This window comes from Bradyrhizobium nivariense, assembly GCF_029846695.2.
In the GTDB taxonomy this organism is placed as follows: domain Bacteria; phylum Pseudomonadota; class Alphaproteobacteria; order Rhizobiales; family Xanthobacteraceae; genus Bradyrhizobium.
On the sequence record NZ_JARWCR020000012.1, the window covers coordinates 131,744 to 146,741 of the forward strand.

General features: G+C 65.1%; 12 protein-coding genes. 5 read left to right on the top strand and 7 right to left on the bottom strand.

Annotated elements, in window-relative coordinates; all coding sequences use genetic code 11:
* Window positions 1–613: 613 nt before the first annotated feature.
* A complete protein-coding gene (gene ppc / locus QCM77_RS12800) occupies window positions 614–3,403 on the top strand; it encodes a phosphoenolpyruvate carboxylase (protein WP_279683854.1) in 2,790 nt (929 codons plus the stop codon).
* A 58-nt stretch (window positions 3,404–3,461) separates the two neighbouring features.
* Here the strand turns inward: ppc and QCM77_RS12805 are convergent, their stop codons facing one another.
* From QCM77_RS12805 to QCM77_RS12820, 4 genes are all read right to left on the bottom strand, one after another.
* Window positions 3,462–4,580 (bottom strand): SMP-30/gluconolactonase/LRE family protein, encoded by a 1,119-nt coding sequence (locus QCM77_RS12805; RefSeq protein ID WP_279669028.1) that lies wholly within the window; start codon window positions 4,578–4,580, stop codon window positions 3,462–3,464.
* 129 nt (window positions 4,581–4,709) lie between these two features.
* Window positions 4,710–5,624: an SDR family oxidoreductase gene (locus tag QCM77_RS12810; RefSeq protein WP_279669029.1), complete on the bottom strand. Its 915-nt coding sequence runs from the start codon at window positions 5,622–5,624 to the stop codon at window positions 4,710–4,712.
* Between the two features lie 169 nt (window positions 5,625–5,793).
* Window positions 5,794–6,933, bottom strand: a complete 1,140-nt coding sequence (locus tag QCM77_RS12815) for a thiolase C-terminal domain-containing protein (protein WP_279669030.1) — start codon at window positions 6,931–6,933, stop codon at window positions 5,794–5,796.
* 3 nt (window positions 6,934–6,936) lie between these two features.
* Complete coding sequence (locus QCM77_RS12820) at window positions 6,937–7,350, bottom strand: Zn-ribbon domain-containing OB-fold protein (protein ID WP_027568974.1); 414 nt, start codon at window positions 7,348–7,350, stop codon at window positions 6,937–6,939.
* A 208-nt stretch (window positions 7,351–7,558) separates the two neighbouring features.
* On the opposite strand from QCM77_RS12820, the gene QCM77_RS12825 reads away from it, so the two are divergent.
* The 4 genes from QCM77_RS12825 to alkB all read left to right on the top strand — a co-directional run bounded on the left by QCM77_RS12825 (window position 7,559) and on the right by alkB (window position 11,192).
* Entirely contained in the window at window positions 7,559–8,908 is a 1,350-nt protein-coding gene (locus tag QCM77_RS12825; RefSeq protein ID WP_279669031.1) for an amidase, read from the top strand.
* Window positions 8,901–9,587, top strand: coding sequence for a DUF2848 domain-containing protein (locus QCM77_RS12830; RefSeq protein ID WP_279669032.1), 687 nt, complete (start codon window positions 8,901–8,903; stop codon window positions 9,585–9,587). Before QCM77_RS12825 ends, QCM77_RS12830 begins: the two co-directional genes overlap by 8 nt.
* A 159-nt stretch (window positions 9,588–9,746) precedes the next feature.
* Window positions 9,747–10,493 carry a 2OG-Fe(II) oxygenase gene (locus tag QCM77_RS12835; RefSeq protein WP_279669033.1) on the top strand — a complete coding sequence of 249 codons (747 nt, stop codon included), beginning with the start codon at window positions 9,747–9,749 and terminating at the stop codon, window positions 10,491–10,493.
* Between the two features lie 45 nt (window positions 10,494–10,538).
* The gene (gene alkB, locus QCM77_RS12840) at window positions 10,539–11,192 is read left to right on the top strand and encodes a DNA oxidative demethylase AlkB (RefSeq protein ID WP_279669034.1); all 654 of its coding nucleotides are present in this window, start codon (window positions 10,539–10,541) and stop codon (window positions 11,190–11,192) included.
* A 120-nt stretch (window positions 11,193–11,312) separates the two neighbouring features.
* On the opposite strand, the gene QCM77_RS12845 is transcribed toward alkB, so the two are convergent.
* The 3 genes from QCM77_RS12845 to hpaD form a co-directional block, all read right to left on the bottom strand.
* Window positions 11,313–12,941, bottom strand: coding sequence for a thiamine pyrophosphate-dependent enzyme (locus tag QCM77_RS12845; RefSeq protein WP_279669035.1), 1,629 nt, complete (start codon window positions 12,939–12,941; stop codon window positions 11,313–11,315).
* A gap of 24 nt (window positions 12,942–12,965) precedes the next feature.
* Complete coding sequence (locus QCM77_RS12850; RefSeq protein ID WP_279669036.1) at window positions 12,966–13,835, bottom strand: fumarylacetoacetate hydrolase family protein; 870 nt, start codon at window positions 13,833–13,835, stop codon at window positions 12,966–12,968.
* Window positions 13,836–14,010: 175 nt separating this feature from the next.
* Window positions 14,011–14,994 (bottom strand): 3,4-dihydroxyphenylacetate 2,3-dioxygenase, encoded by a 984-nt coding sequence (hpaD, locus tag QCM77_RS12855; RefSeq protein ID WP_279668861.1) that lies wholly within the window; start codon window positions 14,992–14,994, stop codon window positions 14,011–14,013.
* Window positions 14,995–14,998 lie beyond the last annotated feature (4 nt).

Consider the following 14,998-nt stretch of genomic DNA (forward strand, 5'->3'; position numbering starts at 1 on the left):
AGGTGGCAGGGCGGGCTACGCCTGTGAGCCATCACGATCCGCGCGAACGACCCGGCGCGGTCACAGCGGTTCTTTTCGGCTTCGGTGGCGAGCACGCGCGAGCTTCCGAATGTCCGGGGAGGGACGTCCGCGGACGGCAAAAGCGTGTGGTCCTGACGCCCGGGGTCTGTGCGTCAAGGCTTGCGGTGGTGTGAGCTGCCCGACCGGGTGCGCGCATCGATCATCCGCAAGGCGACGGGGGCAATAGTGCATCGCTCCCCGGGGAGAGCGCGCCATAAGCCGTAAAACCATTGCGCAGGGAAGGCCGGGATGTTCCGGCATCACCTGTGGTCAGCCCCGCGTGCGTTTCTCGCGTGCGGACCCTGGGTGCCAGCCGGCGCCCGGCCTTCCCTGCGCCCTTTCTTCTCGACGAGGGCGAAACGGACAGCAAAGCTCGGGCGCCCCGCGCCGCGAGACCGCAAACCTGTGTGCGCGCCCGTCGGCCGGGCGCATTCCCGCCGATGATCCATGATGTTGCCGCATCGCCCCCAACTTCACCTTGCGCTGCGGCAAAAAACTTGCACACTCGGTTGAGCCGGGCAGCCAAGCGAGCTCAAACCAGGGGAGCGAGCCAATGTCCCTCCAGACATTACCATCCGATACCGCAGACCAACGTCCCAACCGTCCCGAGGACGTCCAGGCGCTGGAGGCAGATGCGCAGCTGCGCGACGACATTCGCCTGCTCGGGCGCATCCTGGGCGACACCGTGCGCGACCAGGAGGGCGCCGAATTGTTCGACCTGGTCGAGCGCATCAGGCAGACCTCGATCCGATTCCACCGCGATGAGGACCGGCTCGCCCGCCGCGAGCTCGAGCAGATCCTCGACAGCATGTCGACCTCGGAGACGGTGCGGATCGTCCGTGCCTTCAGCTATTTCTCCCACCTCGCCAACATCGCCGAGGATCAGAACAACATCCGCCAGATGCGCGCCGGCAAGGGGGGCGGCTCCGGCGTGCTGGCCGAGACGCTCGCCCACGCCAGGGCGGCGGGCATCGGTGCCGATGCCCTGCGCAACTTCTTCAAGACCGCGCTGGTCAGCCCGGTCCTGACCGCGCATCCGACCGAAGTCCGCCGCAAAAGCACCATGGACCGCGAGATGGAAGTTGCTAGCCTGCTCGATCGCCGCGAGCGCGTCGCGCTGACGGCGGACGAAGTCGCCGCCAGCGACGAGCAGCTCCGCCGCGAGGTGCTGACGCTGTGGCAGACAAATCTGTTGCGCCGGACCAAGCTCACCGTGCTCGACGAGGTCGCCAACGGCTTGTCGTTCTACGATTACACTTTTCTCCGCGAGGTGCCGCGGCTGGTCAACGCGCTGGAGGACCGGCTGGAGGAGGGCGGCGAGCAGGCGGCCAGCGAGCTCGCCTCGTTCCTGCGCATGGGAAGCTGGATCGGCGGCGACCGCGACGGCAATCCCTTCGTCACCGCCGACGTGATGCGCGGCACGCTGCGGCTGCAGTCGAGCCGGGTGATGCAATTCTATCTCAATGAGCTGCACGTGCTCGGCTCCGAACTGTCGATCGCGGCCCATCTCGCTGACGTCTCCGAGGAGCTGCGCAAGCTTGCGGAGCGTTCCCCCGACACCTCGCCGCACCGGAGCGGCGAGCCCTATCGCCTAGCGGTCTCCGGCATCTATGCGCGCCTCACCGCGACGGCCGAAATGCTTCAGGTCGAGATCACGCGGCGGCCGGTCGGCAAGGGCGCGCCGTACGAAAACGTCAGGGAATTGCAGGCCGATCTCGATGTGCTGCACCGCTCGCTGATCTCCAACAGTGCCCGCGTCATCGCCCGCGGCCGGCTGCGGCTGCTGCGGCGCGCGGTGGACTGCTTCGGCTTCCATCTGGCGCGGCTCGACATCCGCCAGAATTCTGCGGTGCACGAGCGCACCATCGCCGAACTGATGGACGCGGCGAACCCAGGCATGTCCTATCTCGCGCTCGGCGAGGATGCGCGCATCTCCCTGCTCACCAACGAATTGCGCAGCACGCGCTCGCTGGTGTCGCCGTTCGTCAAGTACAGCGACGAGACGATGGGCGAGCTCAATGTCTTCCATGGCGCCGCGGAAGCGCATGCGAAGTTCGGCTCGGACGCCATTCCCCAATGCATCATCTCGATGTGCAAGAGCATGTCGGACATGCTCGAGGTCGCGGTGCTCTTGAAGGAGGTCGGCCTCGTCCATCCCTCCGGGCGCAGCGCCATCAACATCGTGCCGCTGTTCGAGACCATCGAGGATTTGCAGGCCTCCAGCGGCATCATGGACCGCATGCTCTCGCTGCATGATTACCGCCGTCTGGTCGACAGCCGCGGCAGCGTGCAGGAGGTCATGCTCGGCTATTCCGACAGCAACAAGGATGGCGGCTTCGTCACCTCCGGCTGGGAGCTCTACAAGGCCGAGATCGGCCTCGTCGACGTGTTCGAGCGCCATCACGTGCGCCTGCGCCTGTTCCACGGCCGCGGCGGCTCTGTCGGCCGCGGCGGCGGTCCGAGCTATGATGCCATCATCGCCCAGCCCGGCGGTGCGGTGAACGGCCAGATCCGCATCACCGAGCAGGGCGAGATCATCTCGTCGAAATATTCCAATGCCGAAGTCGGCCGCAATAATCTCGAGATCCTCGCGGCGGCGACGCTGGAGGCGAGCCTCCTGCATCCGCGCCAGAGCGCGCCGCGGCGCGAATATCTGACCGCGATGGACGAGCTGTCGAACCTCGCCTTCAAAGCCTATCGGGGCCTTGTCTACGAGACCGACGGCTTCGTCGATTATTTCTGGGCGTCAACCGTCATCAACGAGATCGCGACGCTCAACATCGGCAGCCGCCCGGCCTCGCGCAAGAAGACCCGGGCGATCGAGGATTTGCGTGCGATCCCCTGGGTGTTTTCCTGGGCGCAATGCCGCCTGATGTTGCCGGGCTGGTACGGCTTTGGCAGCGCGGTCGAGCAATGGATCAGTGAGCATCCCGACAAGGGCATGCCGTTCCTCAAAGAGCTCTACCGGGAATGGCCGTTCTTCCGCATGCTGCTGTCGAACATGGACATGGTGCTCGCCAAAAGCTCGATCGCGATCGCCTCGCGCTATGCCGAGCTCGTGCCGGACGAGGCGCTCCGCGAAAAGATCTTTGGCCGCATCCGCCGCGAATGGCATTCCTGCATCGAGACGCTTTTGGACATCATGGGCCAGGACCGTCTGCTGCAGGGCAATCCCCTTTTGGAGCGCTCCGTGCGCCACCGCTTCCCCTATCTCGATCCGCTCAACCACGTGCAGGTCGAGCTCTTGAAGGAGCATCGCGCGCAGAACCCGGACGAACAGGTGCTGCGCGGGATTCAGCTCACCATCAACGGTATCTCGGCGGGGTTGAGGAATACGGGGTAGGGAATAGCGAGTAGCGAATGGATTCAATTCGCCATTCGCCACTCACTATTCGCATCACTCAACAGAAATGCGCGCCTTGCGTTTCCACGTAGACCGCATAGAGCGACTGGCTCGCTGTCATGAACAGGCGGTTGCGCTTCTTGCCGCCGAAGCAGACGTTGGCGCAGGTCTCGGGCAACAGGATCTGCCCGATGCGCGCGCCGTCGTTTGGTGCGAACACCTGGACGCCGTCATAGCCGGGTCCGACCCAGCCGGCGCCGACCCAGATGTTGCCCTCGGTGTCGACGCGCAATCCGTCGGGAAAGCCCGACTTGCCCTCGAGCTTCATGTCGATCAGCTTCTTTGGATTCGACAGCTTCGCCCCGTCGATGTCGTAGGACCACACCACGTTCTCGGCCTGCGGATAATGCGTGATGCCGGTGTCGCAGACATAAAGCTTCTTGTAGTCGTGGCTGAAGGCGATGCCGTTCGGCTTGAACGGCTCGTCCGCGACCTTCGCGACTTGCCCGCTCTGGGTGTCGAGGCGATAGACCGCTTCCTTCTGGAAGGGCTGCAGCGAGCCGGTATTGGCGAGCTTGCCCTCGTAGATGCTGATCGCGCCGTAGCCGGGATCGGTGAACCAGATCGCCTTGTCGTTGGGATGCACCACCATGTCGTTCGGCCCGTTGAGCGGCTTGCCGCCAGCCTGCTCGGCCAGCGTCGTGACCGAGCCGTCGTGCTCGTAACGAACGAGACGGGTGCGCTCGGCGCTGATCTGGCGTCCCTCGGTGTCGAACGAGTTGCCGTTGGCTTCATTCGACGGCTTGTGGAACTGTTCGGAGATGTGGCCGTCGTCGTCGAGGTAGCGAAGCTGCCGGTTGGCGGGAATGTCGCTCCAGACGAGATATTGCCCTTGCGCATTCCAGGCGGGCCCTTCCGCCCAAAGGCAGCCGGTGTAGAGCCGCTTGATCGCGGTGTTGCCCACCTTGGCCTTGAAGCGCTTGGGGTCGATGGCGATGATGTCAGGATCGGGATAGCGCTGCGGCTCGACATTGGCGCCGAAGTCGCGGGCCTCAGTTCGCGAGGCGAGCAGGGCCGTTGCGGCCACCGTTGCGGCGCCCTTGAGGAGCGTGCGACGGCCGAGGCCGCCCGGCTGGCTTGCAGTCGTGTTATCGGAGTTAGTCAGTATTCTTGTCATGGTTTCCTCCCAAAGTTGTGTTGGGAGGGCACCATCCGCCTGCAATCGGGCGTAATGCGGGGCGATCTCCGGACAAGACAACCGGAGATCGCAGGGCAGGGATGCCGGAAACGCGGCTGGACGGGATCCTTACACGGGGTCCCAGGGGAAGATGTCGGCGGAGCGGTCGAGCTTGTAGAACGATCCCTTCAGCGCCGGCATGCCGTGTTCGGCGATCGATTGCGGCGTCCAGCCTTCGCTCCGATGCACCGAGCGCAGCGGACGGTTTTGGCTGAACAGGAACAGCTCGTTCATGCGCGCGCCAAAAATCTGCCCGGAGACGTCCTTGGCGGCATCGGAGAGCAGATAGGCGCAGATCGGCGCGATCTTCTCCGGTCCCATCTGCTTGATCTTCTCGACGCGCGCCTTCTCGGCTTCGGTCTCGGTCGGGATGGTGCCGATCATGCGGGTCCAGGCGAACGGCGAGACGCAGTTGGAACGGACGTTGAAGCGGCCCATGTCGAGCGCAATCGACTTCGAGAGGCCGACGATACCGAGCTTGGCGGCGGCATAGTTGGCCTGGCCGAAATTGCCGATCAGGCCGGAGGTCGAGGTGAAGTGCACGAAGGAGCCGCTTTCCTGCTCGCGGAACAGCCGCGCCGCGGCGTGCGAGACGTAGAACGAGCCCATCAGGTGAACCTTGATGACGGCCTCGAACGCTTCCACGCTCATCTTGTGGAAGATCATGTCGCGCAAAATGCCGGCATTGTTGACGACGCCGTCGAGCCGGCCGAAATGATCGGTCGCGGTCTTCACGATCTTGCTCGCGGGGATCGCCTCCGCCACCGACTCGAAATTGGGGACCGCGGTGCCACCGCGCTTCTTGATCTCCTCGACCACCTCCTCAGCGGGGGATGCGCTCGAACCGGCGCCGTCGGAGGCGCCACCGGGGTCGTTGACCACGACCTTGGCGCCTTCCGCCGCGCAGAGCAGCGCGATCTCCCGCCCGATGCCGCGGCCTGCGCCGGTGACGATGATGACCTTGTCTTGCAGTGATTTCGTCATGTGCATTCTCCTGTTTTCTTACCTCGCCCCGCTTGCGGGGAGAGGTCGGATCGCATCGAAGATGCGATCCGGGTGAGGGGGACTCTCCGCGAGTCTGAGTGTGTGGAAGCAGCCCCTCACCCCAACCCTCTCCCCGTAAGAACGGGGAGAGGGAGAGGCGAGCAGCTCATTACCTCTCGTTCGTAAACACGATCGTGCCCGACGCGGCGAACATGCCGCCGACGCCGTGACACACCGAAATTTTCGCGTTGGCGACCTGTGCCGGCGCGATGCCACGCATCTGGCGTACGCTCTCCTGGAGCGCGTACATGCCGTACATGCCCGAATGCATATAAGACAGGCCGCCGCCATTGGTGTTGAGCGGCAGCTTGCCGCCGGGTCGGGTGTTGCCGTCCGCGATGAACTTGCCCGTTTCCTCGTGCGGCATGAATCCGAGGTCGCCGAGGCCGAACAGCGGCAGATGCGCAAAGGCATCATAGATCATGAGATGATCGACGTCCTTATGTGCGATGCCGGCTTCCTTGAATGCCAGCGGCCCCGCGGTCTTGAACGCGCGCGAGGAATTAAAAGTCTCCATCTGGCTGACCATCGGCGTCTCCACGCTCTCGCCGGTGCCCATGACATAGACCGGCTTGCGCCGAAAATCCTTGGCACGATCGGCCGAGGTCAGGATTAGCGCGCCGCCGCCGTCAGTGACGAGGCAGCATTGCAGCAGGCGGAACGGATAGGCGATCATGCGCGAGTTGAGGACGTCTGCGACCGTGATCGGATCCTTCATCATCGCCCGCGGATTCTTCGCCGCCCATTCCCGCTGCACCACCGCGACCGAGGCGAGCTGCTCGTGGGTGATGCCGTAGGTCTTCATGAAGCGCAGCACGGGAATCGGGAACATGCTGGGCGGGCCGTAGACGCCGAACGGCGCCTCGAACTGGCCTTGCAGGCTGTCGGCTGGGATCGAGCGCGGCGCTTTGCCGATCATCGACTTGCCGCTCTCGGCGTGGGTGATCAGCACCGTCTTGCACAGGCCGGCCTCGATCGCCGCCGCGGCGTGGCGGACATGTAGCATGAACGAGCAGCCGCCGACCGAGGTGCCGTCCACCCAGGTCGGCTTGATGCCGAGATAGTGGCAGACCTGCTGCGGCGTTTCGACCGCGGTGGCGAAGCCGTCGATGTCCGACAGCTTCAGTCCGGCATCGGCGATCGCATTGAGCGCCGCGTCGGCGTGAAGCTGGAGCTGCGACACGTTGGGAATGATTCCGAGCTCGGTGGTCTCGGCCGCACCGACGACGGCAACCTGGTTGCTGCGCATGGTCTATCCCTTCGCCGGACGGAACACGGGGAGGGTGATCTTGTCATCGAGCGCCTCGAAGGCAACCTCGAGCTTCATGTCGAGCTCGAGCGCTTCCGGCGTCTGCGGGCAGTCGATGATGTTGCTCATCATTCGCGGCCCCTCGGCCAGCTCGACCACGGCGATCGCATAGGGCGGCGTGAAGCCGGGCGCGGCGGGACGGTGGTTGATCACGTAGCTGTAGAGAAAGCCCTTGCCGCTCGCCTTGAAGATGCTGACCTTGCGCGAGGCGCAGGACGGGCAGAACGGGCGCGGCGGGAAATAGACATGCGCGCAGGCGTCGCAGCGCTGCAGACGCAATTCGCCCGCCTTGGTGCCGTCCCAGAAATGCTGGGTCTCCGGTGTCGGTTTCGGTCGCGCGCGCTGCGGTTCGGCCATGTCGGCGGCTCCTCCCAAAGGCAAATCTTGATAAGGCAGGGCTTCATAAAGCAGGGCTTCGCGCCCGCCTGTTTCAATCTTGATGCGACAATCGACCATGGCGCGTCAACGGTCCAGCAATGCGCATGCATGCCATCATGCGCACAATGCTTGTGTCGAACTGAGGCAGCGCTATAGATTGCGCACGCAAATATTCCGTGAGACAGACATGCCCGATTTTCCGACGCTGGCGAAGCTTGCCGAAGACCTCGAAAGCGGCCGCACCACCTCCCGCAAGCTGGTCGAGGCTTGCATCGCCAGGATCGCCGATCCGGCCGGCGAGGGGCAGCGTGCCTTCATCCATGTCGACAAGGACGCCGCGCTCGCGGCGGCGGATGCGATGGACGGTTTGCGCAAGGTGAAGGCGGCGCCGTCGCGCTACGCCGGTATCCCGGTCTCGATCAAGGATCTCTTCGACATCAAGGGCCAGGTGACGCGCGCCGGCTCCCGCGCGCTCGACGATTCCTCGCCGGCCGAGCAGGATGCCCCCACGGTGGCGCGGCTGCGCAAGGCCGGCTTCGTCGTGATCGGCCGCACCAACATGACCGAGTTCGCCTATTCCGGCATCGGCATCAATCCGCATTACGGCACGCCGAAGGGCGTCTGGAACCGGGCCGCGGGCCACGTGCCCGGCGGTTCGTCCTCGGGCGCCGCGGTCTCGGTGCTCGACGGCATGGCGCATGGTGCGCTCGGCACCGACACCGGCGGCTCCTGCCGGATTCCGGCGGCCTATAACGGCATCGTCGGCTACAAGCCGACGCAGCGCCGCGTGCCGCTCGACGGGGCTGTGCCGCTGTCGTTCTCGCTCGACAGCATCGGACCGCTGGCGCGATCGGTCAGTTGCTGTGCCATTCTCGATGCCGTGCTCGCGAACGAGCCCATCGTTCCGCTGAAGCCTCGCCCGGTGAAGGGCATGCGGCTGGCGGTGCCGACCACGATCGCGCTCGACGACCTCGACGCGGCTGTGGCCGAGACGTTCGAGCGTGCGCTCAAGAGCCTCGCCGATCACGGCGCCATCATCGAGCGCATCGAGATGGCCGAATTCCACGACATCGGCCCGATGAACGCCAAGGGCGGCTTTGCCGCCTCCGAAAGCTACGCCTGGCATCGCTACCTCATCACGTCCAAGGGCGACGTCTACGATCCCAGAGTCTCCGTGCGCATCATGCGCGGCGAGGCACAGAGCGCGGCGGACTACATCGATCTTCTCCACGAGCGGCGCTCGCTGATCGCCCGCGTCAATGCGCGCATCGCGCCCTATGACGCGCTGGTGCTGCCGACCACCGCCAACACGCCGCCGAAGATTTCGGATCTTGCCGACGACAAGGCGTTCACCAGGGAAAACCTGCGGGCGCTGCGCAATTGCACCCTGATCAACATGATCGACGGCTGCGCCATCTCGGTCCCTGCGCATCGCGAGGGCGACGTTCCCGTCGGCCTGATGCTGGCGGGCGCGGGCGGGTCCGATCGTCGTATTTTCGAGCTTGCTGCCGGCATGGAGGCCGTAATTCGTGTTTGACCTGACTTTCACCGTCGACGCCCAGGACACCACCACGCCGCTGACGCTGGCGATCGACCAGATGGTCATCGCCGGCTGGACCGGCCGCGACACGATCGCGCGCGACAAGCACATCGCCGAGCTTGAGGCCATGGGCATCGCCCGGCCGGCCTCGACGCCGATCTATTATCGCGCCTCGGCGCGGCGGCTGACCATGGAAGACCGCATCGAATGCACTGGCGGCGATTCCAGCGGCGAGGTCGAGTTCCTGCTGATCGGCTGGCAGGGCCGCATCTTCGTCGGCTGCGGCTCCGATCACACCGACCGCAAGGTCGAGGCCTACAACGTCACGGTCTCCAAGCAGATGTGCGACAAGCCGATCGCATCCACGCTATGGGAGCTCGAGGACGTGATCGGCCATTGGGACAGGATGATCCTGCGCTCCTACGCCTTCATCAAGGGCGAGCGCGTGCTCTACCAGGAGGGCACGCTGGATGCGATGCTGCCGATCGCCGACCTCATCGCGCGCGGCTTCGAGAGCGGGGAATTCCCCGACGGCTGCGCCATGTTCGGCGGCACATTCGCAGCCAAGGGAGGTATCCGCCCCGCCGACCGCTTCGAGTTCGAGCTGGAAGACCCCGTGCTGATGCGCACGATCAAGCACGGCTATGACGTGGTGACGCTGCCGGTGCTGGGCTGATACGTCCCCTCCGACCGTCATTGCGTGCGTAGCGAAGCAATTCAGACTGGTTCCGCGGTGACAGCCTGGATTGCTTTGTCGCAAGGGCTCCTCGCAATGACGGGGAGATAGTCGGAAAACGGGTGGCGGCGTCGGCGCCGTGTTGCGAGAGTAAGTGCCATGACAGCAACAGCGCGAAAATCAGCTCATTCGATCTCGGCCGACCCCGCCGCCCGCGTCGACGCCCTCGACTGGCCTCAAATCACCAGCGAGCTCGATTCCCAGGGCTGCGCCGTGCTGAAGAACCTGCTGACGACGGACCAGTGCCGCGCCATCGCGGCCCTCTATCCTGACGACGCGCATTTCCGCAGCCGCATCGTCATGGGCCGCCACGGCTTTGGCCGCGGCGAGTACAAATATTTCTCCTACCCGCTGCCCGACCTGATCGCGCAGCTGCGCCCTGCGCTTTACACGCACCTGAAGGCCGTCGCGAATCGCTGGAATGAGGCGATGGGGATCGACATCCGCTACCCCGCCGAACACGCGGCGTTTCTGAAGCGCTGCCACGAGGCGGGGCAGGCGCGGCCGACGCCGCTGCTGCTGCAATACGAGGCCGGCGACTTCAATTGCCTGCATCAGGATCTCTATGGCGAGCATGTGTTCCCGCTCCAGGTCGCGATCCTCTTGTCCGAGCCGGGACGCGATTTCACCGGCGGCGAGTTCGTGCTGACCGAGCAGCGCCCGCGCATGCAGTCCCGCGCCGAGGTGGTGCCGCTCGCGCAGGGCGACGCGGTCGCCTTTGCCGTGCATCATCGCCCGGTGCAGGGGACTCGCGGCAGCTACCGCGTTAACCTGCGCCACGGCGTCAGCCGTATCAGGTCCGGCCAGCGCCACACGCTGGGTGTGATCTTTCATGATGCCAAGTGAATAGGCCAAGTGAACATGCCAAGTGAGCACGCCAAGTGAGAGCAATTGACTGCGGATTTGTTCGATAGCGCTGCCGAAGCCCAGCCGTCACGCGAGGAGATCGCCGACGGCGCCGTGCTGCTGCGCGGCTTCGTCAAGCCGATCGAAAGCGAGCTGATCGCCGCGGTGCGCGCGATCGTGGTGCAGTCGCCGTTCCGGCGCATGACGACACCCGGCGGCTACCAGATGTCGGTGGCGATGACCAATTGCGGCGAGCGCGGCTGGATCACCGATCACACCGGCTATCGCTACGATCCAATCGATCCGCGAACCGAGGCGCCGTGGCCCGCGATGCCGCCCGTGCTCCGCGAGCTCGCCCGCCGCGCGGCCGAGCAGGGCGGTTTTGCGGGCTTTGCGCCCGATGCTTGCCTCGTCAATCGTTACGAGCCGGGCACGCGGCTGTCGTTGCATCAGGACAAGGACGAGCTGGATTTTTCCGCGCCCATCGTCTCGGTCTCGCTCGGGCTGCCTGCGACGTTCCTGTTCGGCAGCATGGCGCGCGGCGACAAGCCGCGCCGGTTCCGCTTGGTGCATGGCGACGTCGTGGTCTGGGGCGGGCCGTCCCGGCTCGCCTATCACGGCGTCGCGCCGCTCGCCGACGGCGAGCACGCGCTGCTCGGCCGGAAGCGGATCAATTTGACGTTCCGCAGGACACGCTGATCCATCCCCTCATCCTGAGGAGCTTGCGAAGCAAGCGTCTCGAAGGATGACGGCCGAGATGCAGCAGCCGGGCCTGCATGGTTCGAGACGGCGCTTCGCGCCTCCTCACCATGAGGATGACTACGGCTTCGGCGGGTGAATGAATGCCCACGGGCTCACTTCCGAATCCCGCGTCACTTCCACCGAGATCAGATACGGCCCGCCATGGGCGAGCGCCTTCTCCATCGCCGCCTTGAACTGGTCCGGCGCAGTGACGCGCGCGGCCGCGACGCCAAAGGCCTCCGCGAGCTTGACGAAATCCGGGTTGACGAGATCGGACGCCACCACGCGGCCGTCAAAGCGCTCGCGCTGGTCGCGGCGGACATTGCCATAGGCATTGTTGTTGAACACCAGCGTCACCACGCCGATGTTGAACTGCACGGCCGTGGCAAGCTCCTGCACGCCGAACATGAAGCCGCCATCGCCGGTGATCGCCACCACCGGCTTGTCGGGATTGGCGACCTTGGCGCCGAGCGCGGTCGGGAAGCCCGAGCCGAGCGTGCCCTGATAGCCTGAGGTGATGAAGGTGCGCGGCTGGTAGATCGGGAAGCCGTACCAGGAGGCGAAGCCGAACTGGGACAATTCGTCGGTCACGATCGCGTTCGCTGGCAGCACCTCACGCAGGATGTTGAGATACGCCATCTGCGGCTGGATGCGCTGGATCTCGGCTAGCGCCGTCGCAGTGGCCTCGCGGATTTCTCCCCGCCGGCCGCTGGTCCTGGCATAGCCGGCCTTCTTCACGGCTGTGACGAGATCGGTCGTGCCGGCCTTGGCGTCGGCGACAATAGCGACATCGGAGGCAAGCCGCCGCATCTCGGCCGGATCGATATCGACACGAATGGATTTCAGCCCCTGCGGCTGATACGGCCAGCGGAAGCCCGATGCCGGCAGTTCCGCGCGCGTGCCGATTGCGATCATCAGATCGGTCTTCGGCCAAAGCTTGTAGCCAGCGGCCATGGTCAGCCCAAGCTCATGCGCGTTGGAGACGATGCCGCGGCCGCTGCGGAAAGCGACCACGGGCGCATCGATCATCTCGGCGAGTTCGAGGATTTCTTCGCGCGCCTCGATCGCGCCGCTGCCGACAAAGATCATCGGTGCCTTGCTGTTCTTGATCAGCGCGGCGGCCTGCTTGATCATATCGGGGTCGGGGAGCGGCGCCGGCAGCGGCCCCAGCACCTGCGCAGCCGCCGTGTCCGCGCGCTGGGTGAAGATGTCCCAGGGCATCTCGACCGAGGCGGGGCCGCGCCGGCCGGACGTCATCTCCTGAAAGGCGCGCGCGACGGTGGTCGGCGCGTTGCCGGGATATTCGATGCGATCTGCCCATTTCACATAGGTGCGCAGCGTCGCGAGCTGGTCCGGCATCTCGTGCAGATGGCCGCGGCCCTTGCCCAAAAACTGCGTCGGCACCTGGCCGGTGACGCACAGCACCGGCTCGTTGCAGCCGAAGGCGGTGAGCAGCGCGGCGCTGGCGTTGAGCACGCCGGGACCGGGCACCACGCTGAACACGCCGGGCCTGCCGCTGGAGCGCGCATAGCCGAACGCCATGTAGCCGCAGGCCTGCTCGTGCCGCGCGCCGATCACCTTGAGCTGGGCCTGGTGGAAGGCGTCGAACAGGCCGTAGATTTGCGCGCCGGGCAGGCCGAACACGGTGTCGACGCCATGGGCGACAAGGCCGCTTACGATCGCTTCGCCGCCGGTGAGGGTGGTCATGGCATCATTCCATTCGTTTGTTGATCAGGCTTCGTCGACCACGCCGTTGCGCAAGCTGCCGATGCCCTCGGCTTCGACCTCGACGACATCGCCGGGCTTCAAATAGCGCGGCGGATCGAACCGCGCACCGGCGCCGGTCGGCGTGCCCGTCACGATGATGTCACCGGGAACGAGCGTGGCGAAGGTCGAGATATAGCTGATGAGGTAGCGGAACGGGAACATCAATCGGCTTGTGCGGTCGTCCTGCCGCAGCTCGCCGTTGACATGCGTGGTGAGGCGGATGTCGGCGATCTGCGATTCCTGTGTGTAGGGCACTAGCCACGGGCCGAGGCTGCCGCTGGAATCGAAGTTCTTGCCCTGGGTGACGTTGAACTTGGCGTGGCGCAGCCAGTCGCGCACCGAGCCTTCGTTGCAAAGGGTCAGCGCGGCGATGTGATCGAGCGCCGTGCTTTCCGGAATGTGCCGGCCGGCCTTGCCGATGACAAGCACGATCTCGCCTTCATAGTCGAGCTGTGCGGAAGCGCGCGGGCGCACCAGCGGCGTGTCGTGGCCGACGAAGGAGCGCGGCGAGCGCATGAACATGCTCGGATATTTCGGCGCGTCCTGGCCGTCCTTGTACTCGGCATTGCGGTCGGGATAGTTGACGCCGATGCAGATGATCTTTTCCGGCGCGGGCACCGGCGGCAGCCAGATGATGCCACCGAGCGCGTGATCCGGCGTGCGGCCGGCGGCCTCTTCGGCGAGGCTCGCGAGCTTTCCTGCCGCGATCACCTCGCGCAGCGTCGGATAGTCTTTTGCGTGGCGCGCGGAGAGATCGACAATGCCGCCGTCGACGACGGCACCGTACTTCGTTGCACCCTTGACGGAATAGGTGGCGAGGCGAGGGAGGTTCATGGGCAGCTCAGTATTCCTTTGTCGTCCCGGCGAAGGCCGGGACCCATACCGCGTGATCTATCAAGTGTGCACAATGACAATCCCGAACGACCAACCTTCGTCAAACTTCTCCCTGTGGTTATGGGTCCCGGCTTTCGCCGGGACGACGGCTTGGGAAGCTCGACAGCCATTGGCATCAATCCGCCACCAGCACGTCGGCCACGAACTTTGGCTCACGCACGGCTTGCCCGGAGAACGGCGAGCCCTGCTCGAACCAGGAGCGCGGGGCCGGTGCACCCCACAGCGTCTGGCGGCGCGGATCGCGCAGCGACCAGCGCAGCGGTTCGTGGTCGTGATCGCCGGTGAAATAATCGCTGGTATAGAGCTCGAGCCGGTGTCCATCGGGGTCGCGGACGTAGAGGAAGAACGCATTCGAGATGCCGTGGCGGCCGGGACCGCGTTCGATGTTCTTCACAAAACCCTGCGAGGCCATGACGTCGCAGAGGTGGATGATGTTCATCGCCGTCGGCGTCCAGTAGGCGAAATGGTGCAGCCGCGGGCCCCTGCCGTTGGTGATGGCAAAATCGTGGACATTGCCCTTGCGATGCATCCAGGCAGCCGCAATGCGTCCGTTCGGTCCGTCCTCCTCGGCGTATTCGGTGAGACGGAAGCCGAGCCGGGCATAGAATTCGACGGTGCCCTGCACCTCGGCGGCGAACACATTGAAATGGTCGAGCCGCTGCGGGTGGCAGCCCCTGTAGAGGTCGTAGCGGCGCAGCAGATGCGGCCGCCGGTCCATCGTCGCATAGAGCTCGATCTGGAAACCAAAGGGATCGGTGAATTGCAGCGTGCGGCCCTGAAAGGGCTGATCGACGAAGGCGTAGCCAAGGCCGTTCTCGGAGAGGAACGCGGCAGCCTTGTCCAGATCCCCGTCGTTGCCGACCTTGAAGCCGAGGCGGTTGCAGGCAGGCACCGCCGCCTTGCGCAACACCAGCGAGTGATGCTGATGCTCCTCGGCGGCGCGCAAGTAAACGACCCTGTCGTCGGCGTCCTCGACATGCAGGCCGACAACGCTTTCATAGAACTCGCGGCTGAGCTTCAGGTCGGTGACATCCAGCACGGCATGGCTGGAGCGGATGATGTTGAACGGCGGCTCGAAGACGTGTTGCGGTGCGGGCATTGTG

Coding starts and splice junctions, on each gene's coding strand:
- ppc (WP_279683854.1), top strand. CDS start 614: ATGTCCCTCCAGACATTACCATCCGATACCGCAGACCAACGTCCCAAC.
- QCM77_RS12805 (WP_279669028.1), bottom strand. CDS start 4,580: ATGACAAGAATACTGACTAACTCCGATAACACGACTGCAAGCCAGCCG.
- QCM77_RS12810 (WP_279669029.1), bottom strand. CDS start 5,624: ATGACGAAATCACTGCAAGACAAGGTCATCATCGTCACCGGCGCAGGC.
- QCM77_RS12815 (WP_279669030.1), bottom strand. CDS start 6,933: ATGCGCAGCAACCAGGTTGCCGTCGTCGGTGCGGCCGAGACCACCGAG.
- QCM77_RS12820 (WP_027568974.1), bottom strand. CDS start 7,350: ATGGCCGAACCGCAGCGCGCGCGACCGAAACCGACACCGGAGACCCAG.
- QCM77_RS12825 (WP_279669031.1), top strand. CDS start 7,559: ATGCCCGATTTTCCGACGCTGGCGAAGCTTGCCGAAGACCTCGAAAGC.
- QCM77_RS12835 (WP_279669033.1), top strand. CDS start 9,747: ATGACAGCAACAGCGCGAAAATCAGCTCATTCGATCTCGGCCGACCCC.
- QCM77_RS12845 (WP_279669035.1), bottom strand. CDS start 12,941: ATGACCACCCTCACCGGCGGCGAAGCGATCGTAAGCGGCCTTGTCGCC.
- QCM77_RS12850 (WP_279669036.1), bottom strand. CDS start 13,835: ATGAACCTCCCTCGCCTCGCCACCTATTCCGTCAAGGGTGCAACGAAG.
- hpaD (WP_279668861.1), bottom strand. CDS start 14,994: ATGCCCGCACCGCAACACGTCTTCGAGCCGCCGTTCAACATCATCCGC.